This window comes from Enterobacter sp. UPMP2061, from assembly GCF_053709615.1.
Window position 1 is genome coordinate 1,022,104 of record NZ_JBSKJP010000001.1, and the last position, 25,495, is coordinate 1,047,598.

General features: G+C 54.8%; 30 protein-coding genes. 17 read left to right on the forward strand and 13 right to left on the reverse strand.

Going from position 1 to position 25,495, the window contains the following annotated elements; translation table 11 throughout:
* Positions 1–187 precede the first annotated feature (187 nt).
* Genes ACWKXX_RS04955 through ycgZ form a run of 3 tightly spaced genes read right to left on the reverse strand, consistent with a single transcriptional unit; the run spans position 188 to position 1,060 of the window.
* Positions 188–466 carry a biofilm/acid-resistance regulator YmgB/AriR gene (locus tag ACWKXX_RS04955; protein WP_003857748.1) on the reverse strand — a complete coding sequence of 93 codons (279 nt, stop codon included), beginning with the start codon at positions 464–466 and terminating at the stop codon, positions 188–190.
* A 29-nt stretch (positions 467–495) separates the two neighbouring features.
* Positions 496–816: a hypothetical protein gene (locus ACWKXX_RS04960; protein WP_032648090.1), complete on the reverse strand. Its 321-nt coding sequence runs from the start codon at positions 814–816 to the stop codon at positions 496–498.
* A 4-nt stretch (positions 817–820) separates the two neighbouring features.
* Positions 821–1,060 (reverse strand): regulatory protein YcgZ, encoded by a 240-nt coding sequence (gene ycgZ / locus ACWKXX_RS04965; protein WP_017384632.1) that lies wholly within the window; start codon positions 1,058–1,060, stop codon positions 821–823.
* 339 nt (positions 1,061–1,399) lie between these two features.
* Here ycgZ and ACWKXX_RS04970 point away from each other — a divergent pair, with 339 nt between their 5' ends.
* The 9 genes from ACWKXX_RS04970 to ldtE all read left to right on the forward strand — a co-directional run bounded on the left by ACWKXX_RS04970 (position 1,400) and on the right by ldtE (position 10,487).
* Positions 1,400–2,620, forward strand: coding sequence for a diguanylate phosphodiesterase (locus ACWKXX_RS04970; protein ID WP_261666281.1), 1,221 nt, complete (start codon positions 1,400–1,402; stop codon positions 2,618–2,620).
* A 188-nt stretch (positions 2,621–2,808) separates the two neighbouring features.
* Positions 2,809–3,537 carry a MerR family transcriptional regulator gene (locus ACWKXX_RS04975; RefSeq protein WP_047051440.1) on the forward strand — a complete coding sequence of 243 codons (729 nt, stop codon included), beginning with the start codon at positions 2,809–2,811 and terminating at the stop codon, positions 3,535–3,537.
* 321 nt (positions 3,538–3,858) lie between these two features.
* Positions 3,859–4,227: a Fe-S cluster assembly scaffold SufA gene (gene sufA / locus ACWKXX_RS04980; RefSeq protein WP_003857741.1), complete on the forward strand. Its 369-nt coding sequence runs from the start codon at positions 3,859–3,861 to the stop codon at positions 4,225–4,227.
* A gap of 8 nt (positions 4,228–4,235) precedes the next feature.
* The gene (gene sufB / locus ACWKXX_RS04985) at positions 4,236–5,726 is read left to right on the forward strand and encodes a Fe-S cluster assembly protein SufB (protein WP_003857739.1); all 1,491 of its coding nucleotides are present in this window, start codon (positions 4,236–4,238) and stop codon (positions 5,724–5,726) included.
* 9 nt (positions 5,727–5,735) lie between these two features.
* Positions 5,736–6,482, forward strand: coding sequence for a Fe-S cluster assembly ATPase SufC (sufC, locus tag ACWKXX_RS04990; RefSeq protein WP_003857736.1), 747 nt, complete (start codon positions 5,736–5,738; stop codon positions 6,480–6,482).
* Complete coding sequence (gene sufD / locus ACWKXX_RS04995; RefSeq protein WP_163313754.1) at positions 6,457–7,728, forward strand: Fe-S cluster assembly protein SufD; 1,272 nt, start codon at positions 6,457–6,459, stop codon at positions 7,726–7,728. Before sufC ends, sufD begins: the two co-directional genes overlap by 26 nt.
* Positions 7,725–8,945, forward strand: a complete 1,221-nt coding sequence (gene sufS / locus ACWKXX_RS05000) for a cysteine desulfurase SufS (RefSeq protein ID WP_032619799.1) — start codon at positions 7,725–7,727, stop codon at positions 8,943–8,945. Before sufD ends, sufS begins: the two co-directional genes overlap by 4 nt.
* Positions 8,946–8,959: 14 nt before the next feature.
* Positions 8,960–9,376, forward strand: a complete 417-nt coding sequence (sufE, locus tag ACWKXX_RS05005) for a cysteine desulfuration protein SufE (protein WP_261666279.1) — start codon at positions 8,960–8,962, stop codon at positions 9,374–9,376.
* 97 nt (positions 9,377–9,473) lie between these two features.
* Positions 9,474–10,487: a L,D-transpeptidase LdtE gene (gene ldtE, locus ACWKXX_RS05010; protein ID WP_032648093.1), complete on the forward strand. Its 1,014-nt coding sequence runs from the start codon at positions 9,474–9,476 to the stop codon at positions 10,485–10,487.
* A 60-nt stretch (positions 10,488–10,547) separates the two neighbouring features.
* Here the strand turns inward: ldtE and lpp are convergent, their stop codons facing one another.
* From lpp to ACWKXX_RS05035, 5 genes are all read right to left on the reverse strand, one after another.
* A complete protein-coding gene (gene lpp / locus ACWKXX_RS05015) occupies positions 10,548–10,784 on the reverse strand; it encodes a murein lipoprotein Lpp (protein WP_001082307.1) in 237 nt (78 codons plus the stop codon).
* Between the two features lie 312 nt (positions 10,785–11,096).
* Complete coding sequence (gene pykF / locus ACWKXX_RS05020) at positions 11,097–12,518, reverse strand: pyruvate kinase PykF (RefSeq protein ID WP_015570703.1); 1,422 nt, start codon at positions 12,516–12,518, stop codon at positions 11,097–11,099.
* Between the two features lie 7 nt (positions 12,519–12,525).
* Entirely contained in the window at positions 12,526–12,858 is a 333-nt protein-coding gene (ynhH, locus tag ACWKXX_RS05025; RefSeq protein WP_418235933.1) for a protein YnhH, read from the reverse strand.
* Positions 12,859–12,894: 36 nt separating this feature from the next.
* Positions 12,895–14,040 (reverse strand): trans-sulfuration enzyme family protein, encoded by a 1,146-nt coding sequence (locus tag ACWKXX_RS05030; protein ID WP_047726935.1) that lies wholly within the window; start codon positions 14,038–14,040, stop codon positions 12,895–12,897.
* Positions 14,041–14,052: 12 nt separating this feature from the next.
* Positions 14,053–15,423 carry a pyridoxal-phosphate dependent enzyme gene (locus tag ACWKXX_RS05035; RefSeq protein ID WP_017384623.1) on the reverse strand — a complete coding sequence of 457 codons (1,371 nt, stop codon included), beginning with the start codon at positions 15,421–15,423 and terminating at the stop codon, positions 14,053–14,055.
* Between the two features lie 399 nt (positions 15,424–15,822).
* Here ACWKXX_RS05035 and ACWKXX_RS05040 point away from each other — a divergent pair, with 399 nt between their 5' ends.
* The 4 genes from ACWKXX_RS05040 (at position 15,823) to fumD (ending at position 18,660) form a co-directional block, all read left to right on the forward strand.
* Positions 15,823–16,845 carry a methionine ABC transporter ATP-binding protein gene (locus tag ACWKXX_RS05040; protein ID WP_017384622.1) on the forward strand — a complete coding sequence of 341 codons (1,023 nt, stop codon included), beginning with the start codon at positions 15,823–15,825 and terminating at the stop codon, positions 16,843–16,845.
* Complete coding sequence (locus ACWKXX_RS05045; RefSeq protein WP_017384621.1) at positions 16,838–17,506, forward strand: methionine ABC transporter permease; 669 nt, start codon at positions 16,838–16,840, stop codon at positions 17,504–17,506. Before ACWKXX_RS05040 ends, ACWKXX_RS05045 begins: the two co-directional genes overlap by 8 nt.
* Before the next feature lie 23 nt (positions 17,507–17,529).
* Positions 17,530–18,342, forward strand: coding sequence for a MetQ/NlpA family ABC transporter substrate-binding protein (locus ACWKXX_RS05050; RefSeq protein ID WP_003857677.1), 813 nt, complete (start codon positions 17,530–17,532; stop codon positions 18,340–18,342).
* A gap of 108 nt (positions 18,343–18,450) precedes the next feature.
* Entirely contained in the window at positions 18,451–18,660 is a 210-nt protein-coding gene (gene fumD, locus ACWKXX_RS05055) for a fumarate hydratase FumD (RefSeq protein ID WP_003857676.1), read from the forward strand.
* On the opposite strand, the gene ACWKXX_RS05060 is transcribed toward fumD, so the two are convergent.
* From ACWKXX_RS05060 to ACWKXX_RS05075, 4 genes are read right to left on the reverse strand one after another with little or no spacing between them, the layout of a single operon-like run.
* Positions 18,641–19,327 (reverse strand): amino acid ABC transporter permease, encoded by a 687-nt coding sequence (locus tag ACWKXX_RS05060; protein ID WP_015570700.1) that lies wholly within the window; start codon positions 19,325–19,327, stop codon positions 18,641–18,643. The genes fumD and ACWKXX_RS05060 overlap by 20 nt on opposite strands.
* Positions 19,311–20,057: an amino acid ABC transporter permease gene (locus ACWKXX_RS05065; RefSeq protein WP_023303553.1), complete on the reverse strand. Its 747-nt coding sequence runs from the start codon at positions 20,055–20,057 to the stop codon at positions 19,311–19,313. The genes ACWKXX_RS05060 and ACWKXX_RS05065 overlap by 17 nt, the downstream gene beginning before the upstream one ends.
* Positions 20,057–20,872, reverse strand: coding sequence for an amino acid ABC transporter ATP-binding protein (locus ACWKXX_RS05070; protein WP_017384620.1), 816 nt, complete (start codon positions 20,870–20,872; stop codon positions 20,057–20,059). The genes ACWKXX_RS05065 and ACWKXX_RS05070 overlap by 1 nt, the downstream gene beginning before the upstream one ends.
* 1 nt (position 20,873) lies before the next feature.
* Positions 20,874–21,704, reverse strand: coding sequence for an ABC transporter substrate-binding protein (locus ACWKXX_RS05075; RefSeq protein ID WP_261666477.1), 831 nt, complete (start codon positions 21,702–21,704; stop codon positions 20,874–20,876).
* A 245-nt stretch (positions 21,705–21,949) separates the two neighbouring features.
* Here ACWKXX_RS05075 and ACWKXX_RS05080 point away from each other — a divergent pair, with 245 nt between their 5' ends.
* Entirely contained in the window at positions 21,950–22,117 is a 168-nt protein-coding gene (locus ACWKXX_RS05080; RefSeq protein ID WP_032619795.1) for a hypothetical protein, read from the forward strand.
* Between the two features lie 144 nt (positions 22,118–22,261).
* The gene (locus tag ACWKXX_RS05085; protein ID WP_257438650.1) at positions 22,262–23,668 is read left to right on the forward strand and encodes a DUF1996 domain-containing protein; all 1,407 of its coding nucleotides are present in this window, start codon (positions 22,262–22,264) and stop codon (positions 23,666–23,668) included.
* 58 nt (positions 23,669–23,726) lie between these two features.
* Here ACWKXX_RS05085 and ACWKXX_RS05090 read toward each other — a convergent pair whose 3' ends face one another.
* Positions 23,727–23,867, reverse strand: coding sequence for a hypothetical protein (locus tag ACWKXX_RS05090; RefSeq protein ID WP_003857665.1), 141 nt, complete (start codon positions 23,865–23,867; stop codon positions 23,727–23,729).
* A gap of 125 nt (positions 23,868–23,992) precedes the next feature.
* Between ACWKXX_RS05090 and ACWKXX_RS05095 the strand changes: the two genes are divergently transcribed.
* Positions 23,993–24,775 (forward strand): MBL fold metallo-hydrolase, encoded by a 783-nt coding sequence (locus ACWKXX_RS05095; protein WP_045338778.1) that lies wholly within the window; start codon positions 23,993–23,995, stop codon positions 24,773–24,775.
* Positions 24,776–24,847: 72 nt separating this feature from the next.
* Positions 24,848–25,483 (forward strand): carbonic anhydrase, encoded by a 636-nt coding sequence (locus ACWKXX_RS05100; protein WP_015570694.1) that lies wholly within the window; start codon positions 24,848–24,850, stop codon positions 25,481–25,483.
* Positions 25,484–25,495: the final 12 nt, after the last annotated feature.

Sequence of the window (25,495 nt, forward strand, 5' to 3'; positions counted from 1 at the left end):
AATAACAGACCTGTTAAGAAATGAAGCAATGTTTACTGGAAAGCCCAGTCCCTTAGCGGACTAAGCAGGATCCATGCCACATTCAGCGTTCTTGATTAACAGGGCGTTAGAGGAGAGAGGGTGTGTCATCGTCAGTCTGTTCGTCAGAATTGACGATGACACGCTATCCGTAGGGATGGGGGAGGCGTTAAAGATCGTCCATGGTGTAACCGACGACAATTTCCAGCGTCTTGCGGATCACATCCGCCTTAACGACATCGTCGGTGGATTCCAGCGTCTGGATTAGCCAGAGAATGATCGCTTTGTTGGTCAAATGACCTTCGGAAGCGAGAACACAACGAACCGCAGTCGAAAAAATGGCAGACTCTTCAGCAAAGCGATCGCCTGCGTGACGGAAATACTCCGACAACGCGCTATCTAAAAAGGCGGAGTGGTATTCGGGTTGAAGCTGAATATTTTGTCTCATTTGTTCTCACCGTAGCTGTAAAGTTGTAGTCAATGTATCTTTTTAGGATCGGACGGTTTTCCATTTCCAAATAACGGCACTACATTGTCTCGGTTATTTTTGAGAGATCCCTCTCTCTGTATTCGTCCTTGTGCGGTTCTGCGACCTTTAAAAGCGACCGTGCCAGAGCTGATTTCAGCTATCACTCGCGCTAATGTCTCCCGCCGCTGGGGATCCGTTTCATATGCTTGCATGTTACGCAGACGCTGAACCAATCCCTCGGTCGTCACGGGACCGCGCTCCTTCAAAAGTGAAAGAGCGGCTTCTCCAATAAGCTTGTCGATCAGTCTGTCCGCATCACTGCTGTTCATGACATTAACGTTCGAAGAGCAGGCCAAGAAGCATGTGATAATGATGTTCCTCTTCCGGGCCATTGGCCTTTTCAAGGCGACTCAACAGTTTTGTGCAGAGCGATTTGCGATTCAGATTTCGCCCGTCGCTAAGGATTTCAACAACAACCTGACCCAATGTTTCCTGTTGGGTTGGAAGCGCGGCTTTTTCGAAATACTGCGCAATCGCTGTTGCCGAGTCTGCGAGGTGTCCGTTCTGCTGCATGTTTCGCTCCTGTAAATTTTCGTAATCAGTAACGTTACATTTAAGGTATACATAATTTTCAAATCTGTACATTTAAAATGTACAATTTTTTAAATATTTTATAATATATTTTATAAAATCATTATTTATCAGATGTTTATTCTTATACGATTTACTGCGGGATTCACAAGATATATTGTACAATCCGAAGCGGCGTCGCAGAGTTGTACAAGCCCGTAAATGACGCAAAAAAGCCGTGTAAATCGTTGAGATGTAAATTATTTGTTGGGCAATTAATGTGCTATAACAGAGTTTTCCCCACGTGTTTTCGTGGTCACCCCCTCAATCTTCAGGATTAGCATGCTCACAACCATCATTTACCGCAGTCATATCTGCGAGGACGTTCCAGTGAAAGCGCTGGAAGACATGGTCGCTGCTGCAAATTGTAGAAATCGCCAGTTCGATGTGACGGGGATTTTGCTGTTTAACGGCACACACTTTTTTCAGTTACTTGAAGGTCCCGCTGATAACGTTAAGGAGATCTATGAGCTCATCTGCCGTGACCCACGGCATCACAACGTGGTCGAATTGTTAAGCGATCACGGGCCTTCAAGACGTTTTGGCAACGTGGGTATGGAGCTCTTTGACCTTCGTCAGTACGATACCGACGAAGTGCTGCAACAGGTACTCGATAAAGGCACAACCCGCTATCAGCTGACCTATAACGATCGCGCCCTGCAATTTTTCCGCACCTTCGTTGAGGCCACTGAAAAAGCCAACTACTTTGAGCTGCCTCCGGCTGACGCCTGGGAGTTTGTCACCGAAAACACGCCGTTATCCTCCCAGCCGACTGTTGTGGCAAAGGGCGCGGGCTGTAGTTTCGCATTTCAACCTATCGTCGATCCGTTTATGCAGCAGGTAGTTTCCTGGGAAGCCCTGATCCGCACGCCGTCCGGTGAGTCTCCGGAAAGCTATTTTGCCAACCTCTCGCGTGAGGCGCTGTACGAATCGGATCTGAAGAGTAAACAGGTGGCTTTGTCGATGGCCAGCGCGCTGGGCCTACAGACTCAAACGTTGTCCATTAATCTGCTGCCGATGACGCTGGTCAATGTTCCTGGCGCCGTCGATTTTTTACTGACGGCAATTGAGGCGAACGGTTTTGTGCCGGAGCAAATTGTGGTCGAGTTCACCGAGAGCGAGGCGATCTCGCGCTTCAAAGAGTTCACCAGCGCGGTCAGACAGCTTAAAAGCGCCGGGATCAGCGTGGCCATCGATCACTTTGGCGCGGGATTCGCCGGTCTGCAACTGCTGGCCCAGTTTCAGCCGGACAGAATCAAGATCAACCGTGATTTGATTGCCAACGTGCACAAGAGCGGCCCGCGTCAGGCGATCATTCAGTCAATTATTAAATGCTGCGCGTCCCTGGAAATTCTGTTCTGTGCGGTAGGCGTAGAGTTGGCTGAAGAGTGGATGTGGCTGGAATCTGCCGGGATTTCTCAGTTCCAGGGGCACCTTTTCGCCAGCCCGCGCCTGGGGGGCATACCGGCGATTGCTTGGCCCGAGAAAAAGTACGATTTATAAAAACCTGTACGTAACTCTTAAAAGTGACCTGTACGTACGGCTAAATTTATACAACAATACATTAACGAGTGAGTGGTTCGTTGAGCCATTCACTTGTCTCAGAACGAGGAGTTAGTTATACAAATGATTTGTACAATCTGATAAGGTTGGTTTGGTTAGGTATGGAAGTATTGTGCGTGAGGGAGTTAATGGCCTATTACAGTATCGGCGAAGTGGCCGAACGATGCGGTATCAACCCCGTTACGCTGCGTGCCTGGCAGCGCCGTTATGGATTGTTGAAGCCGCAGCGAAGCGAAGGGGGTCATCGTCAGTTTGACGATGAAGATATCCTGCGTATCGAAGAGATCAAACGCCTGATGAAAACGGGTGTTTCGGTCGGTAAAGTAAAAGCGCTTCTTGAAAATACAGAAGTGATGACTCAGGGGAACTGGGCATCGTTTCAGGAAGAGATGTTAACCGTTCTGCGCTATGCCAATCCGGCAAAACTGCGCGCCAAAATCGGCGAGTTCCGCCGTGACCATGCGATGGATGTTCTGATAGATAACATCATCACCCCTGTGCGGCAGCGAATGAACCAGGACCAGAATACGGTGCGTCACATGGCGAGCCTGCTGGATGGTGTCCTGATTGAGTTTGCCGTTGCAAGCCTGGGTGAGTCGCGAAAAAAAGCAGGTAAAGATGCGCTGCTGGTCGGGTGGGAGTGCGACGACCGTACGCATTTGTGGCTGGAAGCGGCCCGTCTTGCCTACAAGGGATGGCATATCGACGTGCTGGCTGAGCCGATTGATTCTCCCCGTCCGGAACTCTTCCCCGGGCAAAAAATCTTCGTCTGGACCGGTAAAGCGCCTACGCCTCGTCAACAGGAGCAGCTCGACCACTGGCGTGAACAGGGTTTCGCCGTTTCGTTCCATCACTGATGTTTAGGGGTCCGTCAGGGCCTTTTTGTCTTTTCGAGTCAGCTTTCTTATTGGAAGATAGCTATCTCAAAAATAGGTATTTCCAATACAATTTTTATCATTGCCCGTCATCTTACCGCCTTTCTTATGAAATGCATTATTTATCAATGCATTGAACAAATCTAACCATCCCATCTGCATCCCGTCACAGGGTCTATGCTTAATGAAAGTAGCCAAAAAGGGCGGTTTAGCCCAAAGCCCCTGCTCGCAGGGGGTTGAAGTGATAATCGTTATCACTAACATGGTGTTATGCCCTGGTGGCTTATCAGATGAGGTGGACCTATGGAACTGCATTCAGAAACCTTCAATCCGGCCGATTTTGCCTGGCGTGGCTTAACGCTGACGCCCGCGGCGGCGGCGCATATTCATGAGCTGGTGGCAAAAAATCCCGACATCCTCGGCGTACGCTTAGGCGTTAAGCAGACTGGCTGCGCGGGATTTGGCTACGTGCTGGACACCGTAACCGAACCTGAAAAGGACGATCTGGTCTTTGAAACCGACGGTGCAAAGTTATACGTCGCGCTACAGGCGATGCCGTTTATCGATGGAACCGAAGTCGACTACGTTCGGGAAGGTTTAAACCAGTTATTCAAATTTCATAACCCGAAAGCCCAGAACGAATGCGGCTGCGGCGAAAGCTTTGGGGTATAGGCGGTACTATGTCTCGTAATACTGAAGCAACGAGTGATGTAAACACCTGGAGCGGCGGACACCTCAACTATAAAGAGGGTTTCTTTACGCAGCTGCAAACCGATGAGCTGGCGAAAGGCATCAACGAAGAGGTCGTGCGCGCCATTTCGGCGAAACGTAACGAGCCGGAGTGGATGCTGGAGTTTCGTCTGAGCGCATTCCGCGCGTGGCTGGAGATGGAAGAACCCCACTGGCTGAAAGCGCATTACGATAAGCTGAACTATCAGGATTATAGCTACTACTCTGCGCCCTCCTGCGGCAGCTGTGATGACACCTGCGCCTCGCAACCCGGCGCGGTTCAGCAAACCGGCGCGGAGAACAGTTTCCTGAGCAAAGAAGTTGAAGAAGCGTTTAATCAGCTCGGCGTGCCCGTGCGCGAAGGCAAAGAGGTGGCGGTAGACGCCATTTTTGACTCCGTCTCGGTGGCAACCACCTACCGTGAAAAACTGGCGGAGCAGGGGATCATTTTCTGCTCCTTCGGGGAAGCCATTCACGATCACCCCGAGCTGGTGAAAAAGTATATTGGTACCGTGGTGCCGAGTAACGATAACTTCTTCGCGGCACTGAATGCGGCGGTGGCGTCAGACGGCACCTTTATCTACGTGCCGAAAGGCGTGCGCTGCCCGATGGAGCTCTCGACCTATTTCCGCATCAATGCGGAAAAAACCGGCCAGTTTGAACGCACCATCCTGGTGGCCGATGAAGGCAGCTACGTTAGCTACATCGAAGGGTGCTCCGCTCCTGTGCGCGACAGCTACCAGCTGCACGCGGCGGTGGTAGAGGTGATCATCCATAAAGATGCGGAAGTGAAGTACTCTACGGTACAGAACTGGTTCCCGGGCGACGGCAACACAGGTGGTATTCTGAACTTCGTCACCAAGCGTGCGCTGTGCGAAGGCGAAAACAGCAAGATGTCCTGGACGCAGTCAGAAACCGGCTCCGCCATTACCTGGAAATACCCGAGCTGTATTCTGCGCGGCGACAACTCCATCGGTGAGTTTTACTCCGTGGCGCTGACCAGCGGTCATCAGCAGGCCGATACCGGCACCAAGATGATCCACATCGGTAAAAACACCAAATCGACCATCATCTCAAAAGGGATCTCTGCTGGTCACAGCCAGAACAGCTATCGCGGGCTGGTGAAAATCATGCCGACGGCAACCAACGCGCGTAACTTCACCCAGTGCGACTCCATGCTGATTGGCGCGGACTGCGGGGCGCATACCTTCCCGTATGTGGAATGCCGCAATAACAGCGCCCAGCTTGAGCATGAGGCAACTACGTCACGTATTGGTGAAGATCAGCTTTTCTACTGCCTGCAACGCGGGATCAGTGAAGAAGATGCGATTTCAATGATCGTTAACGGCTTCTGTAAGGACGTGTTCTCTGAACTGCCGCTGGAATTTGCCGTTGAAGCCCAGAAACTCCTCGCCATTAGTCTTGAACACAGCGTCGGTTAAGGAAAGCACATGTTAAGCATTAAAGATTTACAGGTTAGCGTGGAAGAGAAAGAGATCCTGCGTGGCCTCAATTTTGACGTCAAACCGGGTGAAGTTCACGCCATCATGGGGCCAAACGGCTCCGGGAAAAGTACGCTTTCAGCGACGCTGGCAGGACGCGAAGATTATGAAGTCACCAGCGGCTCCGTTGAGTTTAACGGCAAAGATCTGCTGGAGATGTCGCCGGAAGAGCGTGCCGGCGAGGGCATCTTTATGGCCTTCCAGTATCCGGTGGAAATTCCGGGCGTCAGCAACCAGTTCTTCCTGCAAACCGCGCTGAACGCGGTGCGCAAGTATCGCGGCCTTGAGGCGCTGGATCGCTTTGACTTCCAGGATCTGATGGAAGAGAAGATCAAGCTGCTGAAAATGCCGGAAGATCTGCTGACCCGCTCGGTAAACGTGGGTTTCTCCGGCGGTGAGAAGAAACGTAACGATATTCTGCAAATGGCGGTTCTGGAACCGGCGCTGTGCATTCTCGATGAGACCGATTCAGGGCTGGATATCGATGCCCTGAAGATCGTTGCCGACGGGGTGAACTCCCTGCGTGACGGCAACCGCTCATTTATCATCGTGACTCACTACCAGCGAATACTTGACTACATCAAACCGGACTATGTCCATGTGCTTTACCAGGGACGCATTGTGAAATCCGGTGACTTTACGCTGGTTAAACAACTGGAGGAGCAGGGTTATGGCTGGCTTACCGAACAGCAGTAATGCACTCCAGCAGTGGCACCGGCTGTTTGAAGCGCAGGGTGGAGCGCGCTCTGAACAGGCCCGGCACCATCTTCAGCAGATGCTGCGTCTCGGTTTACCGACGCGTAAACATGAGAACTGGAAATATACCCCGCTGGATGGCCTGCTGAACGGCGAGTTTGTCACCCGTCTGGCGCAGGTCAGCCCCGATCAGCGCGACAGGCTGGCGCTGAGCGTGGATGCCGTGCGTCTGGTATTTGTCGACGGTCAGTTCCGTACGGAGCTGAGCGACAGCGTGCAGGAGAGCGGGTTCGATATCGCCATTAACGATGAGCGCCAGTCATTGACTGCGCCCGTTCAGCCTGAAGTCTTCCTGCACCTGACAGAGAGCCTGTCGCAATCTGTCACCCATATTCGCGTTAAGCGTAACCAGCGTCCGGCTAAGCCGCTGCTGCTGATGCATATCACCCAGGGCGTTGAGGGTGATGAGATTAACACCGCCCACTATCGCCACCATCTTGAGCTGGCAGAAGGGGCAGAGGCGACGGTGATCGAGCATTACGTCAGTCTTAACGACACCCGTCATTTCACCGGTTCGCGTCTGACGATGAACGTGGCGGCCAATGCCCAGCTGCACCACATCAAGCTGGCGTTTGAAAATCCGCTCAGTCACCACTTCGCCCACAACGATATTCTGCTGGGCCAGGATGCCGCGGCGTACAGCCACAGCTTCCTGCTTGGCGGCGCGGTGCTGCGCCACAACACCAGCACCCAGTTGAACGGTGAGAACACTACGCTGCGTATTAACAGCCTGGCGATGCCGGTGAAGTCAGAAGTGTGCGACACGCGCACCTGGCTTGAGCATAACAAAGGCTACTGCAACAGCCGTCAGCTGCACAAAACCATCGTCAGCGACAAAGGTCGTGCAGTGTTTAACGGCCTGATCAACGTGGCGCAGCACGCCATCAAAACTGACGGGCAGATGACCAACAACAACCTCTTGCTGGGACGTCTGGCAGAGGTGGACACCAAACCACAGCTGGAAATCTATGCGGACGACGTGAAATGCAGCCACGGCGCGACGGTCGGGCGTATTGACGATGAGCAGATGTTCTACCTGCGCTCGCGCGGGATAGACCAGCAGGCCGCGCAAAAGATGATTATTTACGCCTTTGCGGCTGAGCTGACGGAAGCGCTGCCCGATGGCGGACTTAAACAGCAGGTGCTGGCCCGTATCGGTCAGCGGCTGCCTGGAGGCGAAGCATGACATTTCCCGTAGAGAAAGTCCGGGCAGATTTTCCGGTACTGACCCGTGAAGTGAACGGTCTGCCGCTGGCCTATCTCGACAGTGCGGCCAGCGCGCAAAAACCAAATCAGGTGGTGGATGCGGAAGCCGAGTTTTACCGCCACGGTTATGCGGCGGTACATCGCGGGATCCACACCCTGAGCGCCGAGGCGACCCAGCGCATGGAAAACGTGCGCACGCAGGTTGCTGCCTTCCTCAACGCGCGTTCGCCGGAAGAGCTGGTATTCGTGCGCGGCACCACCGAAGGGATCAACCTGGTGGCTAACAGCTGGGGCAATGCGCAGGTGCACGCGGGGGATAACATCATCATCACCCAGATGGAGCACCACGCCAACATCGTGCCCTGGCAGATGCTCTGTGAGCGTGTGGGGGCGCAACTGCGGGTGATCCCCCTGAATGAAGACGGCACGCTCCAGCTGGAAAAGCTGGACGCCCTGCTGGACGACAGAACGCGGCTGGTGGCGGTGACCCACGTTTCAAACGTGCTGGGAACGGAAAATCCGGTGGCGCTGATCGTCGACAAAGCCCATCAGGTTGGTGCGAAAGTGTTGATTGATGGCGCCCAGGCGGTGATGCACCATGCGGTTGACGTTCAGGCCCTGGACTGCGATTTCTACGTCTTCTCCGGGCACAAGCTGTATGGCCCGACGGGCATCGGCGTGTTGTATGTGAAAGAGGACATTCTCCAGGCCATGCCGCCGTGGGAAGGGGGCGGGTCAATGATCGCCACCGTCAGCCTGACGGACGGCACAACCTACGCCCGTGCGCCCTGGCGCTTCGAGGCGGGTACGCCCAACACGGGCGGGATCATCGGGCTGGGCGCGGCCATTAGCTACGTCACTGAAACGGGGCTGGCGGCGATTCAGGAGTACGAACAGCAGCTGATGCATTATGCCTTGCAGGAGCTGGCCAGCGTCCCGGAACTGACCTTATATGGCCCTGCTGACCGTCTGGGTGTGATAGCCTTCAACCTCGGCAAGCATCACGCCTATGATGTGGGCAGTTTCCTTGATAATTACGGCGTCGCCGTGCGTACCGGGCATCACTGCGCGATGCCGCTGATGGCGTATTATCAGGTACCGGCTATGTGCCGCGCATCGCTGGTGATGTACAACACAACGGAAGAGGTCGACAGACTGGTGGCGGGACTAAAACGTATTCACCAGCTGCTTGGCTAACGGAGAGGCGAGAGATGGTAGATTTGCCGGACAGAGATAAATTGCTGCGCAACTTTGGGCGTTGCGCAAACTGGGAAGAGAAATACCTTTATATCATCGAGCTGGGTCAGCGCCTGCCGCCGCTCAGCGAAGAGGCGCATAACCCGGACAACATCATTCAGGGCTGCCAGAGCCAGGTCTGGATCCTGATGCAGCAGACGGACGAAGGCGTAATTCAATTACAGGGTGACAGCGATGCCGCCATTGTGAAGGGGCTTATTGCCGTCGTATTTATTCTTTATCACCAGATGTCGGCGCAGGATATTGTCGCCTTTGACGTTCGCCCGTGGTTTGAAAAAATGGCCTTAACCCAGCACCTCACCCCGTCCCGATCCCAGGGACTGGAAGCGATGATCCGCGCCATACGCGCCAAAGCCGCAATCCTTAGCTAAACTGACAGAACAGCATTCATTCTGTTTCGCGAGGTGGTTTCCACCTCGCTGGTTTTTCAGCTTTCTGACGTTTGGTCAGTGAATAAGGAATCTCAGCATGAAGCGCGCATCTCTAATAACTCTATTACTCCTTGGTTCGCTCAGTGCTGTTAATTCAGCCTGGGCGGTTGATTATCCTTTACCGCCCGCAGGCAGCCGCCTGATTGGGCAAAACCAGACATACACCATTCAGGAAGGGGACAATAAACTTCAGTCTATCGCTCGTCGCTTTAATACCGCCGCACAGCTCATCCTTGAAACCAATAATACCATTGCTCCGGTGAACCCTGCGCCAGGAACGGTCATTACCATCCCTTCCCAGATGCTACTGCCGGACACCGAGCGTGAGGGCATTGTGGTGAATCTGGCGGAGCTGCGTCTTTACTTCTATCCGCCTGGCGAAAATATCGTGCAGGTCTATCCGCTGGGTATTGGTCAGCTTGGGCTGGAAACACCGGTCAGCACCACCCGTGTGAGTCAGAAAATCCCTAACCCTACCTGGACCCCCACAGCGGGCATCAGAGCGCGCTCACTGGCCCAGGGCATTAAACTGCCGCCTGTGGTACCCGCAGGGCCAAATAACCCGCTGGGGCGCTTTGCGCTTCGTCTGGGTATCGGGAATGGGGAATATCTTATTCACGGCACCAGCGCGCCGGACAGCGTAGGGCTGCGGGTCAGCTCGGGTTGTATGCGGATGAACGCGCCCGATATCAAAGCGTTGTTTGAGCAAGTGCGCGTCGGCACGCGGGTGCAGATCATCAATGAGCCGGTGAAGTTCTCCGTCGAGCCGGACGGCAAACGTTATATCGAGGTGCACAGGCCGCTGGCGCAGGCTGAGGGCGAAAACCCACAGACGGTGCCGTTCACGCACTCGGCGGCGTTTACCGCCTTTGCAGCGGAGTCAGGTAGCGATAAAACGCAAATCGACAAGGCCCTGGCGCGCAGAGCGGGGATCCCGGTTGCCGTGTCAGCAGGCAGTGGTTCTTCAGCCAGCAATTCTGTCCTGTCGGTACAGAACAGTCGTGTCTCAGCGGCGGTGGCGGAAGGCGAGGGAGAGAAAGCGCTTCAGTAGAGGTTTGACGAAGGCAAAAAAAATGGCGCACAATGTGCGCCATTTTATTAACAGGTACTATTACTTACGGTATTTAGTAGCCTGGTTGTCCAGACGCTGGTTAGCGCGAGCTGCGTCGTCTTTAGCAGCCTGAACGTCGGAACGCATTGCGTTCACGTCGTTGCTCAGCTGGTCAACTTTAGCGTTCAGAGTCTGAACGTCAGAAGACAGCTGATCGATTTTAGCGTTGCTGGAGCAACCTGCCAGCAGAGTAGAACCCAGGATTACCGCGCCCAGTACCAGTTTAGTACGATTCATTATTAATACCCTCTAGATTGAGTTAATCTCCATGTAGCGTTACAAGTATTACACAAAGTTTTTTGGGTTGAGAATATTTTTTTGATGGGATTACGCCTATTTTTGATCGTTCGCTCAAAGAAGCAACGAAATCGGCAATTTTGACGAAAAAGCTATGTTAAAAAAGGCATTTTTCATCGGATTCATCTTAGATAAATCGCGATTAAATAGAAAAACCCGATTTGCTTTTTGAATAGTTCTGGTTAAAGGCGGGAATAAAAAAAGCGCCCCGAAGGACGCTTTTTAACAAAACAATAATTTGTTCGTGAAATATTACAGCACGTGGACAGATGCCGTGTTGGTGGTGCCGCTTGGAACCAGCGCGCCAGAAACCATAACCACCACGTCGCCTTTCTGGGCCAGGCCACAATCAACCAGTTCCAGCGCCACTTCTTTACCCAGACGATAGAAATCATCGGTAGAGGCAATCTCTTTCACCAGGTGTGGGATCACGCCTTTGCTCAGCACCAGCTGACGTGCGGTGGTTTCGTTGGTGGTCAGCGCCAGAATGGTCGCATCCGGGAAGTATTTACGCACGGCACGCGCAGATTTACCGCCCTGGGTCGCCACGACAATCAGTGGGGCTTCCAGTTTCTCGGCGGTTTCTACCGCACCACGGCACACGGCTTCGGTGATGCGCAGTTTACGGCTGTCGTTGTTGTAATCCAGACGGCTTTTCATCACGCGGTCGGTACGCTCACAGATGGTCGCCATGATGCCGACCGCTTCCAGAGGGTATTTCCCTTTTGCAGATTCGCCAGACAGCATAACGGCATCGGTACCGTCGAGGATGGCGTTTGCTACGTCGCCTGCTTCAGCGCGGGTAGGGCGTGGGTTTTTGATCATGGAGTCCAGCATCTGCGTTGCGGTGATAACCACTTTACGCGCGCGAACACATTTCTCGATCATCATCTTCTGCGCGAAGATCACTTCTTCAACCGGGATTTCAACGCCCAGGTCGCCACGCGCTACCATGATACCGTCAGACGCTTCGAGGATTTCGTCGAAGTTGTTCAGGCCTTCCTGGTTTTCGATCTTGGAGATGATCTGAATGTTCTCGCCGCCGTGCGCTTTCAGGTGCTCACGGATCTCAACCACGTCAGAACGTTTACGGATAAAGGAGGCAGCAACGAAGTCCACGCCTTGTTCGCAGCCGAAGATCAGGTCTTGTTTGTCTTTTTCAGCCAGCGCTGGCAGCGCAATGGACACACCCGGCAGGTTAACGCCTTTGTTTTCGCCCAGATCGCCGTTGTTCAGTACTTTACAGATAACCTTGTTACCTTCGATCGCGGTCACTTCCATGCCGATCAGGCCGTCATCCACCAGCACGGTGTTGCCAACGGACAGGTCGCTGGTGAAGCCTTCGTAGGTCACGGCAACAATTTCGTTGTTACCTACAACGGATTTGTCGGTGGTGAAGGTGAAGGTCTGGCCCGCTTTCAGGGAAACGTCGTTACCGCCTTCCAGTTTGATGGTGCGGATTTCAGGACCTTTGGTGTCGAGCAGGATCGCCGCTTTTTTCCCGGTCTTGCTCATCACGTTGCGCAAGTTCTGGATACGCTGACCGTGTTCAGCATAGTCGCCGTGGGAGAAGTTCAGACGCATCACGTTCATGCCGGCATCCAGCATTTTGCTCAGCATCTCTTCGGATTCGGTTTTCGGGCCGATAGTACAAACAATTTTCGTCTTTTTCATGACAGTCTTAGTCTTTAAGTTGGGAAGGATATGGAAATCTCGCTCCGGGGGCGCACCGCCGCGGAGTCAAACCTGTGTTGCGAAAGAGTATATGACACGCACTAAGAATAGGTGACATCAAATGAGCGTGCAGAAGAAAGTGTGCCTGAGTGCCAGCCCAACGAAGGAGAGGAGAAGTTGTACGTTGTTTTTTGTATTCCAAGCGCTGAAACCATTCACCAGGGATTTGGCGCGCATTATACGCTGATTTACAGTAAAAAGGAAAATGGAAACAGCGTTTCAAAACAATCTGTGCAGATTCACATAAGTTTGTTATCAAGGCGTTAAGGTCTAATGTCATCTTATGACGGCAGGCGCAACGCCCGCCGTTTTTTGCTCACTTTTCCAGCGCCTGCTGAAGGTCGGCGATCAGATCCTTCGCATCCTCAATCCCCACCGACAGGCGGATAAGCTGCGGCACAATGCCGTTTGCAAGACGCTGCGCCAGTGGTATGGAGGCGTGGGTCATGCTGTAGGGCTGGCTCACCAGACTCTCCACACCGCCCAGACTTTCCGCCAGGGTAAAGAGCGTAAGATGACGGATCACCTCTGTCGCGCGTTGCGCATCGCCTTTAATCACAACGGAGATCATGCCGCCCGCCAGCGCCATTTGTCTGCGGGCCAGCGCATACTGGGGATGTGACGCCAGCCCGGGATAGAACACGCGGTCTACCTGCGGATGCTGCTCCAGCCATTGCGCAATTGCCAGTGCGTTGGCGCTGTGCTTCTCAACGCGCAGTGAGAGGGTGCGAATCCCCCGCAGCGTCAGGAAACTGCTGAACGGATCCAGAACGCCGCCAACCGCGTTTTGCAGATAGCCCAGACGCTCCGCGAGATCCTTATTTGCCCCGACAACAGCCAGCCCGGCAACCACGTCTGAATGACCGTTTAGATATTTAGTGGCGGAGTGGACCACTATATCGAACCCCGCCTCCAGCGGCCGGTGAATGACCGGGGAGGCGAAGGTATTATCTGCCACGCTGATCGCATTATTGCGCCGGGCAATGTCCGCGATGGCCTCCAGGTCGGCCAGTTTCAGCAGCGGGTTCGTTGGCGTTTCCACCCAGATCATGCGCGTGTCCGGGCGAATGGCGGCCTCAAGCCCGGCTACATCGTCCGGCTTAACCCAGCTCACCTGTAACCCGGTGCTGCGCTTGCGCACGTTTTCGATCAGGCGATACGTACCGCCATACACGTCGTCAATGGCGACGATATGGCTGTCTTTATCCAGCAGTTCGAGCACGGTGGAAATGGCTGCCAGCCCTGACGCGAAAGCGTACCCGCGCGTGCCGCCTTCCAGTTCGGCGATGGCGGTCTCCAGCGCGTGGCGGGTGGGGTTGCCGCTCCGGGAGTATTCGTAGCCGGTATGTTCACCCGGTGCCGGTTGCGCAAACGTCGACGTGGCGTAAATTGGCGGCATCACGGCGCCGTGCGGGTCGTGATACTCACCGCTGTGAACGCTGAGGGTGGCCAGGTTTTTCATCTTTTGCTCCTTTTATTTTGTCAGGCGGTTACGCCAGGCGGTGAGTACGTCACTGCGTGTGATCAGACCCAGAAAGCGATCTTCGTCATAAATAATCGCCACCAGGCCACGGTCAAAGATGGCGTACAGGGCGCTCTCCGGGGCCTGCTTATCCAGATATTCGACCTGACGCGTCATGGCTGCCGTCACGGGGAGTGAGAAGCGATCGGCATCTCCCCCGATGTGTCGCAGCAGGTCCCACTCGTCAATGATGCCGACGACCTTGTCGTTATCGAGCACCGGCAGCTGGGAGATGTCGTACAGGCGCATGCGGGCCAGCACGGTGGAAAGCGTGTCGTCCGGGGCGGCAGTCACCGTCGCGCCTTCATCGTGGCGCAGGGCAATATAGTCCGAGAGATCGCCTGCCTGCGGACGCGAAATCAGCCCCTGCTGGCGCATCCAGTCGTCGTTGAACATCTTCGAGAGGTATTTATTGCCGCTGTCGCAGGCGAAGGTGACCACACGTTTTGGCGTAGTCTGCGCCTGGCAATATTTCAGCGCCGCCGCCAGCAGCGTGCCGGTGGAGGAGCCTGCCAGGATCCCTTCCGTTTTTAGCAGATCGCGGGCGGTGGTGAACGCCTCGCGATCGGTAATGCGCCAGGCGCGGTTAACCCCTTCGATGTGCGCCAGCGGAGGGATAAAGTCTTCGCCAATCCCTTCAACCAGCCACGATCCGGCATCGTGATGGCGTCCGTTTTCAACCTGGTCCGCCAGCACCGACCCGGCCGGATCGGCAAGCACAAATTCCGTCTGCGGCGAATGTTCTGCAAACCACGCCTGTAAGCCACCCAGCGTACCGCCGGACCCCACGCCGACGACGATGGCATCGATCTGGCCGTCAAGCTGTTCAAACAGTTCCGGTGCGGTAGTGGTGCGGTGCGCCAGCGGATTGGCCGCGTTATTGAACTGATCAATATAAAACGCGCCTGGCAGTTCGTTCGCCAGCCGCCGGGCATAATCCTGGTAGTAGGCCGGATGCCCTTTATTCACATCTGAACGGGTCAGCACGACCTGCGCCCCTAACGCGCGCAGGTGGAAAATCTTCTCGCGGCTCATTTTGTCCGGCACCACCAGGATCAGCGAGTAGCCCTTCTGCGCCGCAATCAACGCCAGCCCCAGGCCGGTGTTCCCCGCCGTGGCTTCAATAATGGTGCCGCCGGGCCGTAGCTGGCCCGTACGCTCGGCTTCATTAATCATCGACAACGCGACGCGGTCTTTAATCGAGCCGCCGGGATTCTGGTTTTCCAGCTTCAGAAACAGCGAGCAGGGGCCGGTGTCCAGCTTGTGCAGCTGGATGAGCGGCGTACGGCCAATCAGTTCGGTGACGGAGTGGTAAAGCGTCATGGTCATGTCCTGTGAAGAGGTGATGACCGGATGATAGAACCATGAAATTTTCTCAATAAAGAACCTTTCACTGAGTTTTAGAACGGAAAGGAATAATCCTTGTGTTTTCAGATGGAAAGACAGCAAGACGTAAAGTTGTCCGGATGTGAGGATGGCTATATTCGCATAAAGTGCTGCAAAATTAGCCGATTTCGTCGGGTGAGTAAGACCTGATATGCAAATGGCAGATAATTATTGCTGATATTCATCTAAATGCTTTTCACCCGCCAGTTCGCTGCTTATTCCTGAGCATTATAAGAAATTCTTTTTTGGTCATTTAAAAGCTGATAACGGCTGTTTACTATCTTTTGGACATCCATACTGCTAAACCGCTATATGCGAAACGGATAACGAATAAGAATGATTGTACTCAGCAATATTTCGAAGGTTTTTGACAACGGGAAACAGGCGCTGACAGCCGTAGATAACGTCAACCTGACGATAGAGCAGGGACAGATTTACGGGATCATCGGTTACAGCGGGGCCGGGAAAAGTACGCTGATCCGTCTGCTGAACGGTCTGGAAAAGCCCAGCGCCGGCAGCGTCACCATTAACGGTCAGGATATCTCCGCCGCGAAGGGAGAAGCGCTGCGTCAGGCACGCCTGAAAATCAGCATGGTGTTCCAGCACTTTAATCTGCTTTGGTCGCGCACGGTGAAGGAAAACATCGCCTTTTCAATGCAAATTGCCGGTGTGCCAAAAGCGCAAATTCAGGCTCGCGTTGCCGAGCTGGTGGAGCTGGTCGGCCTGAAGGGGCGCGAGAATGCCTACCCATCCCAGCTGAGCGGCGGGCAAAAACAACGTGTGGGCATTGCCCGCGCGCTGGCCAATCATCCGGACGTACTGCTGTGTGACGAAGCCACCTCGGCGCTGGATCCGCAGACCACCGATCAGATCCTCGATCTGCTCCTGGACATTAACCGTCGCTTTAACCTGACCATCGTACTCATTACGCATGAGATGCACGTGGTGCGCAAAATCTGCGACCGCGTGGCGGTGATGGAAAACGGCAAGGTGGTGGAAGAGGGGGACGTGCTGAGCGTGTTTACGCATCCGCAGCAGCCGATCACCCGGCAGTTTGTCCGCCAGGTGAGCCAGTACGCGGAGGAAGAGACCTTCAATACCGAACTGGCAAACGATCTGGAAGGCACGGTGATCAGGCTGACCTTCACCGGGCACAGCACGCACAGGCCGATCGTCGGTGAACTGACCCTGCGCTACGGCCTGCCGTTTAACATCCTGCACGGCAAAATGACGCAAACCGCCCACGGTGTTTTCGGGCAGCTCTGGGTGCACGTGGTGGCATCGGACGAACAACTGAACAATATCCTCGCCGACCTGAAGCAAAGCGATATTGAAGGCGAGGTAATCAAGCATGGCTGAAGAACTCTTTCCGCACCTGAAGTGGGATCAGCTTTGGGCTGCAACCCAGGAGACGCTTTACATGACCGCGCTTTCCGGCGTGGCGACGTTTGTCCTGGGGATCGCGCTCGGTCTGGCGCTGTTTTTAACCGCCCGCGGCGGGTTATTCCACAACCGCACGGTCTACAGCGTGATGTCGATTGTGGTGAACGTGTTCCGCTCGATTCCGTTCATCATTCTCATCGTTCTGCTGATCCCGTTCACCAAGACCGTTGTGGGGACCATTCTCGGCGCTAACGCTGCGCTGCCCGCCCTGATTGTGGGCGCGGCGCCGTTCTACGCCCGTCTGGTCGAGATTGCCTTGCGAGAAGTAGACAAAGGAGTCATTGAGGCCACGCGTTCGATGGGCGCGCGGCTGAGCACGTTAGTGTTTCGGGTTTTATTGCCGGAATCTTCACCCGCACTGGTTTCAGGTATGACGGTGACGCTGATTGCGCTGGTGAGCTACAGCGCAATGGCAGGGGTGATAGGTGCCGGCGGTTTGGGAAATCTGGCTTATCTGGAAGGATTCCAGCGCAACCATGGTGACGTCACGCTGGTGGCAACGGTGACCATTCTGATCATCGTGTTCATTATCCAGTTCTGCGGCGATGCCATTACTTCACTGTTAGATAAACGCTAATAAATACACACAGGAACCACATCATGAAAAAGACACTGACACTGATCGCCGCCGCAACCCTGAGTGCCCTGAGCTTTGCCTCCTGGGCGGACACGCTCACCGTGGGGGCGTCCAACACCCCGCACGCGGAAATTCTGGAGCAGGCTAAGCCGATTCTGGCGAAGCAGGGGATCGATCTGGAGATTAAACCATTCCAGGACTACATTCTGCCAAACACGGCGCTGGCGGGGCATGACATTGACGCCAACTATTTCCAGCACATCCCTTACCTGAACAGCGTCCTGAAAGATCACGCGGGCGATAAGGATTATGATTTTGTCAGTGCGGGCGCAATCCACATTGAGCCGATCGGTATCTATTCGAAAAAATACAAATCGCTGAAGGATCTGCCGGAAGGCGGCAAAATCATCATGCGTGATGCGGTTTCCGAGGAAGGGCGTATTCTCTCCATTTTCGAAAAAGAGGGCGTGATCAAGCTGAAGCCAGGCATCGATAAAGTGACCGCGCGCATCAGCGATATCGTGGAGAACCCGAAAAAGCTGCAATTCACCCCTAACGTTGAGGCATCTCTGCTGCCGCAGATGTACAACAACGACGAAGGTGCTGCGGTGGTGATCAACGCCAACTACGCAATTGATGCCGGTCTGGATCCGGTGCACGATCCAATTGCGGTTGAAAGCGGTGAGAATAACCCGTACGCCAACATCATTACCGTTCATCGCGGTGACGAGAAGAAGAAGGATATCGTCGCGCTGGTGAACGTGCTGCACTCCAAAGAGATTCAGGACTGGATCCGCACCAAATACAAAGGCGCAGTCATCCCGGTAAACAACTAATCTCCTGATTTTCCAGACGAAGCCCGGCGAACTACACGCCGGGCTTCTTTTTTGTATCCAGCCGACGAATGATTTAAGCTGACGGTTTAGGGCAACGGAGTGATGGCAATGGGCAATGTGACCAAAGACGAAGCGCTTTACCAGGAGATGTGTCGGGTGGTAGGCAAGGTCGTTCTCGAAATGCGTGATTTAGGGCAGGAGCCGAAACATATTGTCATTGCGGGCGTTCTGCGTACCGCGCTGGCGAACCAGCGCGTTAAGCGCAGTGAGTTGACCACCAAAGCGATGGAAACGGTGGTTAAAGCGCTGGCCGGCTAACTCGCCAGCGCTTCGCGAGCAGCTCAAGCGAGCAGCAGAGCAGGTAATAGATCACACCCGTGAAGATAAAAATGGCCGCCGGGTAAATTTGCACCCGGTTGTTGATCTGTCCCGCCACCGTGGTCAGTTCAGGAACGTTCACGATAAACGCCAGCGACGTATCCTTCAGCAGGCTGATAAAAATCCCCACCAGCGACGGCAGAATATTTCTCAGCGCCTGCGGCAGCAGCACGCGCCACAGCGTTTGCTGCGTACTGAACCCTTGAGAAAGCGCGGCCTCATTCTGGCCCGACGGCAGGGCTCTCAGTCCGGCTAACACCGAATGCATCACCGCAGCCGCGGTAAACCAGGCCAGCGCCAGCGTGACGGTCGTCGCGCCCGGGAGATCCCTGCCGGTTATCAGTGGCAGCAGATACCACATCCAGAATATCACGAAGATCAGGGGGATCCCGCGAATCAACTCTGCCCATGCAAACAGCGCACTGCGCACCACGCCGGGATAGCGCCAGGCGACGCAAGCCAGCACAATCCCGCCGGGCAGGGCAAGCGCGGCGGCGCCTGCGGCCATCAGCAGTGAGAGCAGTACGCCGCCGGGTTCTCCCGCAGCCGCACGTCCCCAAAGCAGATAATCCAGGTTTTCGACAATAACGTTAAATCCGGGGATCATGATTTTTCCTCCCTGAATGGGGGCCGAGGCGCACCAGCACGCTTCCCGTCACCATCCCGGTAAGCAAGTAGAGCACCGTACCGAAGGTGAAGGCTTCCAGTGCATGGGCGTTGTAACTTTCTATCTGGCGGACCTGGTAGGTCAGTTCGGCGAAGCCAATCCCGCTCGCGAGCGAGGAGAGCTTCATCAGGTTAAGGTACTGGCCAACGACGGGCTGCCACGCGTTAGCGAGCCCCTGTGGCAGAAGAATGTAGCGAAACAGACGCCATGAGGAAAATCCCTGAGCGAGCGCCGCCTCCCGTTGCCCGGCAGGTACGGAACGCAGCCCCGATTCCACTTCTTCAATTAAAAACGCCGAGGTAAAGACGCCTAACCCCCAGGCGGAGCATAAAAACTCTGGCGTAAACCACCAGACGTCACCGGGTAAAATGGACCAGCTGTGGTCTGCGTTCACCGCGTCACGCAGCCCCTGCGGCAACCCGTTCCAGGCGGCGAAATACCAGAACAGCAGCTGTACCAGCAGCGGCGTATTGCGAAACAGCGATACCCAGCAGCTGACGATCAATGTCCCGAAACGTCCCCCGGAAAGCCGCAAAAGCATAAAGAACAAGGCGAGCAGGCTGGCCAGCATAATCCCCGCCAGCGTCACCCACAGAGTGGTGAGAAATCCGGAGAGGATCCAGTGCAGGGGCTGTCCGGCCAGCACCCCCTGCCAGTCCAGAGCGGGCATTACAGTTGCTCCTGATGCAGCGGATCCAGCACTTTTTGCAGGAAACGCCTCGCACGGGGATGCGACGGTTGATTGAAAAATTGCGCCGGGGGCGCGGTTTCCAGAATTTTTCCGCCGTCGATAAAGACGATTCGATCGGCAATTTCCCGGGCGAACTGCATCTCATGGGTAACGACAATCATAGTGATCCCGCTGTGGGCGAGGGTTTTCATCACAAACAGCACTTCGCCAATCATTTCCGGGTCGAGTGCCGACGTCGGCTCGTCAAAGAGAATGATTTGCGGCGACGAGGCCAGAGCACGGGCAATCGCCACGCGCTGCTGCTGTCCGCCGGAAAGTTCAGCGGGGAAGCGGTGCGCCTTCTCCAGCATGCCGACCTTCTCCAGCAGCGCCAGCGCGCGCTCCTGGGCGGGCAGGGGTTTCCAGCCGTGAACGTGCTCCAGTGCCAGGGTGATGTTCTGACTGGCGGTAAGGTGGGCATAGAGATTGAACTGCTGGAACACAAACCCGACGCGGCTGCGTAACTGACGTAGCCTGCTGCCGGAAAGCTGTCCGGTCGGCTTGTGATCGATCAGAATCTCCCCGCCGCTCAGGCTCTCAAGCTGGTTGATAAGCCGAATCAGGGTCGATTTTCCGGAACCCGAAGGGCCGAGAATGGCAACCACTTCACCCGGCATGATGGTGAGGTTAATGTCGGTTAAAACCGGATGATCGCCGTAGCGTTTGTCCACATGGCGAAACTCAACGCTGGCCTGTTCCAGAAGTGAAAAATCCGCGGCATTGGCCGCGGAGCGTGAAAATAAACCTGAGAGCATATTACCGGGCTTCTATTTTAAAGTTACGAGGCTGTGGAGCTGGGGTGCCTGGACCGAACCAGACGTCATAGATTTTTGCCGCCTGGCCGTTTTTCTCCAGGGTTACCAGCTCATCGTTAACGGCTTTCAGCAGCGCCGTTTCACCCTTTTTCACCCCCACGCCAATCTCTTCTTTACTGAGCAGGTCGGGCAGGATTTTGAAGTCGGCTTTATCCGGCGCCTGCGCCAGCAGACCGGCCAGAATGGTGCTGTCCTGGGTAATGGCCTGCACGTTGCCATTGCGCAGTGCCGTAAGCGCCAGCGGGATGTCATCGTAAGAGAGGACGCGGGACTGCGGAAAACGCTGGTGCAGCGCCTGTTCGCCCGTCGTACCTTTTACGGCGCCAATGCGTGCCCGGCTATAGTCATCAAGCTTGTCCGGTGATTTTGCCGGAACCAGAAACTGCTGGCCGGTGACGAAGTAAGGCGTCGAGAAATCAATGACCTGTGCGCGTTCCGGAGTGATGGTGATATCCGCCACGATGAGATCCGCTTTTCCGGACTGTAGCAGCGGTATACGGTTAGCCGGATTAGTGGCGACCAGTTCAAGCTTGACGCCGAGCGATTTCGCCAGCGCTTTGGCGAAGTCCACGTCGTAACCCACGATCTCATGCGTTTTGGCATCAATCGAGCCAAAGGGTGGATTGGCATCAAACGTGGCCACTTTCACCACGCCTGCTGCCTTGATATCCACCAGCCGATCGGCCTGCGCCTGCGCTGAAACCAGGCCCCAGGCTGCCACTAATCCCAGAACCTGCGCCCGTTTTTTAAACTCTTTCATTTTTGCAGCCATAGTCATATGCCATCCCGTTGTTTTTGTTTTACCCCGTTACGCTCCCATAAGGGAAAGCTATCGCCAAATAAGAAATCGTTCTTTGCTATGAGAAAAAAAGCATGAGTGAACAAGGTGTTAAAGAAGAGAGCAGACGGCGGGGCGCTATTTGCAGATCCTGCACATCGACAGTGGATTTTGATATTTCCCCCGGGCGCAATTTGGGTGTTTAACTGAGGACAGGTTAAGCGAGAAGGGTAATGACGATGAAAAAATGGATAAGCACGTTACGGCGGTTATTTGCGCCCCGACCAATGAATGCGGAGAACAGCGCGCAACGTGTTCTTGAGTCAATACTACCTGTCGCCAGCCTGTATGGCGTGGACGTAGCCAACATCGACCCGGAGTGGTTCCATGATAAAACGTCACGCTGAACTGCGCCGGACGCGCGAAATGTACTGGAATGAGCTGTGCGTGGTGTCTGTAAAGCGAGGATGAAGGGAAAAATACCCAGGCTAATCCTCGGTAAATGATGGCCGTTTTGTTACCACTATCTCCTTTCACAAATGGAGATAATAATGAAACGGACAGTATTAACCCCCGCGCTTTCTGCCTCCGCACTTCTGCTTACCATGCAGGCGGTACACGCTGGTCCACAGGCGCATGTTGTATGCAGTTATTCCCACACCCTCGGCGATGATGCCATTATGATGTTCGGCATGCCCAATGAGGCTATGCTGCACGATTTTTTTGGTAACGTGCACGCGGATGCTTACTCCAGCCGTGAATCTCTGCGTACCCAGGAAAAGACCACCTGCGATAACAAAGCAGACAGCTCGGCCTACTGGGCTCCGTCGCTAAAATTGCCGGACGGAACGGTGGTCAAACCCGCCTATCAAAAAACCTATTATCAGGCATCGAATGTTGACGCCTGGCCGCTTCATCCGTTTCCGCCGGGGCTGTCGCTGCTGGCGGGCGATCATCATGGCACCGCGCCAAATCCGCATATCACCTTTTTATGCGCCAATGGCAAGGGCTACACCACCAGAACGGGTGAAGTCTGCGGCTTACGCAAGGCGAAGGATGCCGTGCAGTTTAATATCGGCATTCAGTTCCCGAACTGCTGGGACGGGGTCAACCTGAAGCCCGCCCACGGCCTGGCTAACGCCACCTACGATACGAAAGGACAGTGTCCGTCCGCCTTCCCGGTGAAGATCCCGACGGTGAACATGAATATTGCGTACGTGCTCCCGACAATTAGCTCTCTGGATACCAGTAAAGTCCAGCTTTCCCTCGACCCCATCATGCATGGCAGTGAGCGTGAAGAGCGGTGGGGGAGCCTGTATACGGCGCATGCTGACTTCATGAACGGCTGGACGGAAGATGCCGCGCGATTTATGACCGACCTGTGCATGAACCGGGGAATGGATTGCGGCACCACCGTGCCGTATGGTTATTCAAAAGCGAAGGCTAACGTCTGGCTCAGCAGCATGGAACCGGCACTTTCACAGCCCGATCCCCAGGTCTTACTGGTGCAGGATAACTGGAAGAACGGTGGACGCACGAAAAACAGCGAAACATTGTCGCTGGTGAAGTTCAACATCCCTCCGCTGCCTGCCGGACAGGATCCTGCCCAGTTTAAATACCGCGTGAGAATTTATGGCGGGAAAGTGGAAACTGACGGCGCGGATCAAATCTTCTTCTATCCGGCGAGTAACGACTGGGAACCGGCCACCGTGAGCTGGCAGTCACGACCGTCCTGCAACTATCGCTCGGATGCGGTGCTGTACCTGAACCACTCCCGCGAATACCGGATGGTGGACGTGGATAAAGCGGTGCGCAAGGCGCTGGCAGAAGGGAAAACCGACATTTCGTGGTATATCGGCGGCGATCGTCAGGGAAATCACTATCAGTTTGAGACGGGGTCATCTACCCAAAGCCTGATCCTGATGCTGACCGGGTTTAGCAAAACGCCGGAGATCTGATAGCGGGTAGCAAAAGGCATTCATAAAAAAAAGCACCGGGGAGCCCGGTGCTTTTTCTTCAGATCTTGCAGGCATCGCCGCAGTCGTCATCGGCGACAATCGCCTGGGCTTTTTTATCCGCATCGTCGAGACGTTCCGCGTTGCGCTCTTCTGCTTCATCCAGCCCGTTAAAGACTAAGTTATCGAGATCAATTTCCATGTGCCACCTGCGTTATTCAGTTTTTGATACTCGCACAGTATAAGTCAAAAAAAGCGGGCCAGGCACCCCTCAGCACATATGGATAATCCCTGCCATACTCAGTGCTTTATTGCTGAGGAAAGCCGATGATTACACTCTGTAAAACCTGCGGTACCGCTTACGATGAACAGCCCAAAAACTGCCCGATTTGCGACGATGAGCGCCAGTATGTCCCGGTGACGGGCCAGGCATGGACGGACTTCGACAGCCTTACGACCACGCACACCAACAAATGGCAACAGCTGGAGCCGCAGCTGTTCAGCATCAAAACCGTTCCCGCTTTTGCCATCAACCAGCGGGCGCTCCTGCTGCGTACGCCACAGGGCAATGTTCTGTGGGACTGCATCGCCAATCTTGATCCCGCGACCAGAGCGTTAGTTGACGCGCTCGGGGGAATCAGCGCGATCGCGATTTCGCACCCGCATTACTACACCACCATGCAGGAGTGGGCCGCGGCGTTTAACGCACCGATCTACCTGCACGCCAGCGATCGGCAGTGGGTGATGCGTGACAGCCCGGCGATACGCTTCTGGGAGGAGGACGCCCTGGAGATTATGCCTTTGGTGACTCTTCTGCGGCTGGGCGGGCATTTTGCCGGCGGCACGGTGCTGCACTGGCAGTCAGGCGACGGCGTGCTGCTGGCCGGTGATATTTTGCAGGTTACGCCCGGTCAGGACGCCGTGTCGTTTATGTGGAGTTATCCGAATATGCTGCCGCTGCCTGCCCGCACCGTTGAGTCGATGATCGGTCGACTGACAGGGAAAACGTACCAGCGCCTGTACGGGGCCTTTGAAGGGCAGAACATCCCGGCGAACGCGGATGAGATCGTGCAGCGGTCGGGCCAGAAATATATTGCTTGTCTCCGCTAAGGTGCGGTGGTTAAATTTTACGAGTGTGATCGCGATCATACCTAAACTAAAACAGATAAAAGAGAAATGGCTATGCAACATATCATTGAAGGTTTTCTCAGCTTTCAAAAAGAGATTTTCCCGCAACGTAAAGAGCTTTTTCGTAGTTTAGCGTCCAGTCAGAATCCCAAAGCGCTGTTCATCTCCTGCTCCGACAGCCGTCTGGTTCCGGAACTGGTTACGCAACAGGAGCCAGGACAGCTCTTTGTCATTCGAAACGCGGGCAACATTGTGCCACCGTTCGGGCCGGAGCCTGGCGGTGTCTCTGCGACCATCGAATATGCTGTTGTTGCCCTGGGCGTGACCGATATCGTTATTTGCGGCCACTCCAACTGCGGCGCAATGAAGGCGATTGCTGACAACGCCGATCTGGAGCCGATGCCGGCCGTTTCCCACTGGCTGCGCTATTCTGATGCGGCAAAAGCGGTGGTTGAGAAGAAAACCTGGGATAAGCCAATCGATAAGGTGAATGCGATGGTGCAGGAGAACGTCTTTGCGCAGCTGAGCAATATAAAGACCCATCCGTCGGTGGCGGTAGGCCTGCGCAACAACGCCATTCGCCTGCACGGCTGGGTATATGACATTGAAAGCGGCAAAATCCTTGCCCTGGACAAGAACACTAAATCGTTCGTGTCGCTGTCGGAAAACCCGGACGTCTTCTTCGAGTAACCCGACCCCGCA

Coding starts and splice junctions, on each gene's coding strand:
- ACWKXX_RS04955 (WP_003857748.1), bottom strand. CDS start 466: ATGAGACAAAATATTCAGCTTCAACCCGAATACCACTCCGCCTTTTTA.
- ACWKXX_RS04960 (WP_032648090.1), bottom strand. CDS start 816: ATGAACAGCAGTGATGCGGACAGACTGATCGACAAGCTTATTGGAGAA.
- ycgZ (WP_017384632.1), bottom strand. CDS start 1,060: ATGCAGCAGAACGGACACCTCGCAGACTCGGCAACAGCGATTGCGCAG.
- ACWKXX_RS04970 (WP_261666281.1), top strand. CDS start 1,400: ATGCTCACAACCATCATTTACCGCAGTCATATCTGCGAGGACGTTCCA.
- ACWKXX_RS04975 (WP_047051440.1), top strand. CDS start 2,809: ATGGCCTATTACAGTATCGGCGAAGTGGCCGAACGATGCGGTATCAAC.
- sufA (WP_003857741.1), top strand. CDS start 3,859: ATGGAACTGCATTCAGAAACCTTCAATCCGGCCGATTTTGCCTGGCGT.
- sufB (WP_003857739.1), top strand. CDS start 4,236: ATGTCTCGTAATACTGAAGCAACGAGTGATGTAAACACCTGGAGCGGC.
- sufC (WP_003857736.1), top strand. CDS start 5,736: ATGTTAAGCATTAAAGATTTACAGGTTAGCGTGGAAGAGAAAGAGATC.
- sufD (WP_163313754.1), top strand. CDS start 6,457: ATGGCTGGCTTACCGAACAGCAGTAATGCACTCCAGCAGTGGCACCGG.
- sufS (WP_032619799.1), top strand. CDS start 7,725: ATGACATTTCCCGTAGAGAAAGTCCGGGCAGATTTTCCGGTACTGACC.
- sufE (WP_261666279.1), top strand. CDS start 8,960: ATGGTAGATTTGCCGGACAGAGATAAATTGCTGCGCAACTTTGGGCGT.
- ldtE (WP_032648093.1), top strand. CDS start 9,474: ATGAAGCGCGCATCTCTAATAACTCTATTACTCCTTGGTTCGCTCAGT.
- lpp (WP_001082307.1), bottom strand. CDS start 10,784: ATGAATCGTACTAAACTGGTACTGGGCGCGGTAATCCTGGGTTCTACT.
- pykF (WP_015570703.1), bottom strand. CDS start 12,518: ATGAAAAAGACGAAAATTGTTTGTACTATCGGCCCGAAAACCGAATCC.
- ynhH (WP_418235933.1), bottom strand. CDS start 12,858: ATGACATTAGACCTTAACGCCTTGATAACAAACTTATGTGAATCTGCA.
- ACWKXX_RS05030 (WP_047726935.1), bottom strand. CDS start 14,040: ATGAAAAACCTGGCCACCCTCAGCGTTCACAGCGGTGAGTATCACGAC.
- ACWKXX_RS05035 (WP_017384623.1), bottom strand. CDS start 15,423: ATGACGCTTTACCACTCCGTCACCGAACTGATTGGCCGTACGCCGCTC.
- ACWKXX_RS05040 (WP_017384622.1), top strand. CDS start 15,823: ATGATTGTACTCAGCAATATTTCGAAGGTTTTTGACAACGGGAAACAG.
- ACWKXX_RS05045 (WP_017384621.1), top strand. CDS start 16,838: ATGGCTGAAGAACTCTTTCCGCACCTGAAGTGGGATCAGCTTTGGGCT.
- ACWKXX_RS05050 (WP_003857677.1), top strand. CDS start 17,530: ATGAAAAAGACACTGACACTGATCGCCGCCGCAACCCTGAGTGCCCTG.
- fumD (WP_003857676.1), top strand. CDS start 18,451: ATGGGCAATGTGACCAAAGACGAAGCGCTTTACCAGGAGATGTGTCGG.
- ACWKXX_RS05060 (WP_015570700.1), bottom strand. CDS start 19,327: ATGATCCCCGGATTTAACGTTATTGTCGAAAACCTGGATTATCTGCTT.
- ACWKXX_RS05065 (WP_023303553.1), bottom strand. CDS start 20,057: ATGCCCGCTCTGGACTGGCAGGGGGTGCTGGCCGGACAGCCCCTGCAC.
- ACWKXX_RS05070 (WP_017384620.1), bottom strand. CDS start 20,872: ATGCTCTCAGGTTTATTTTCACGCTCCGCGGCCAATGCCGCGGATTTT.
- ACWKXX_RS05075 (WP_261666477.1), bottom strand. CDS start 21,704: ATGGCTGCAAAAATGAAAGAGTTTAAAAAACGGGCGCAGGTTCTGGGA.
- ACWKXX_RS05080 (WP_032619795.1), top strand. CDS start 21,950: ATGAAAAAATGGATAAGCACGTTACGGCGGTTATTTGCGCCCCGACCA.
- ACWKXX_RS05085 (WP_257438650.1), top strand. CDS start 22,262: ATGAAACGGACAGTATTAACCCCCGCGCTTTCTGCCTCCGCACTTCTG.
- ACWKXX_RS05090 (WP_003857665.1), bottom strand. CDS start 23,867: ATGGAAATTGATCTCGATAACTTAGTCTTTAACGGGCTGGATGAAGCA.
- ACWKXX_RS05095 (WP_045338778.1), top strand. CDS start 23,993: ATGATTACACTCTGTAAAACCTGCGGTACCGCTTACGATGAACAGCCC.
- ACWKXX_RS05100 (WP_015570694.1), top strand. CDS start 24,848: ATGCAACATATCATTGAAGGTTTTCTCAGCTTTCAAAAAGAGATTTTC.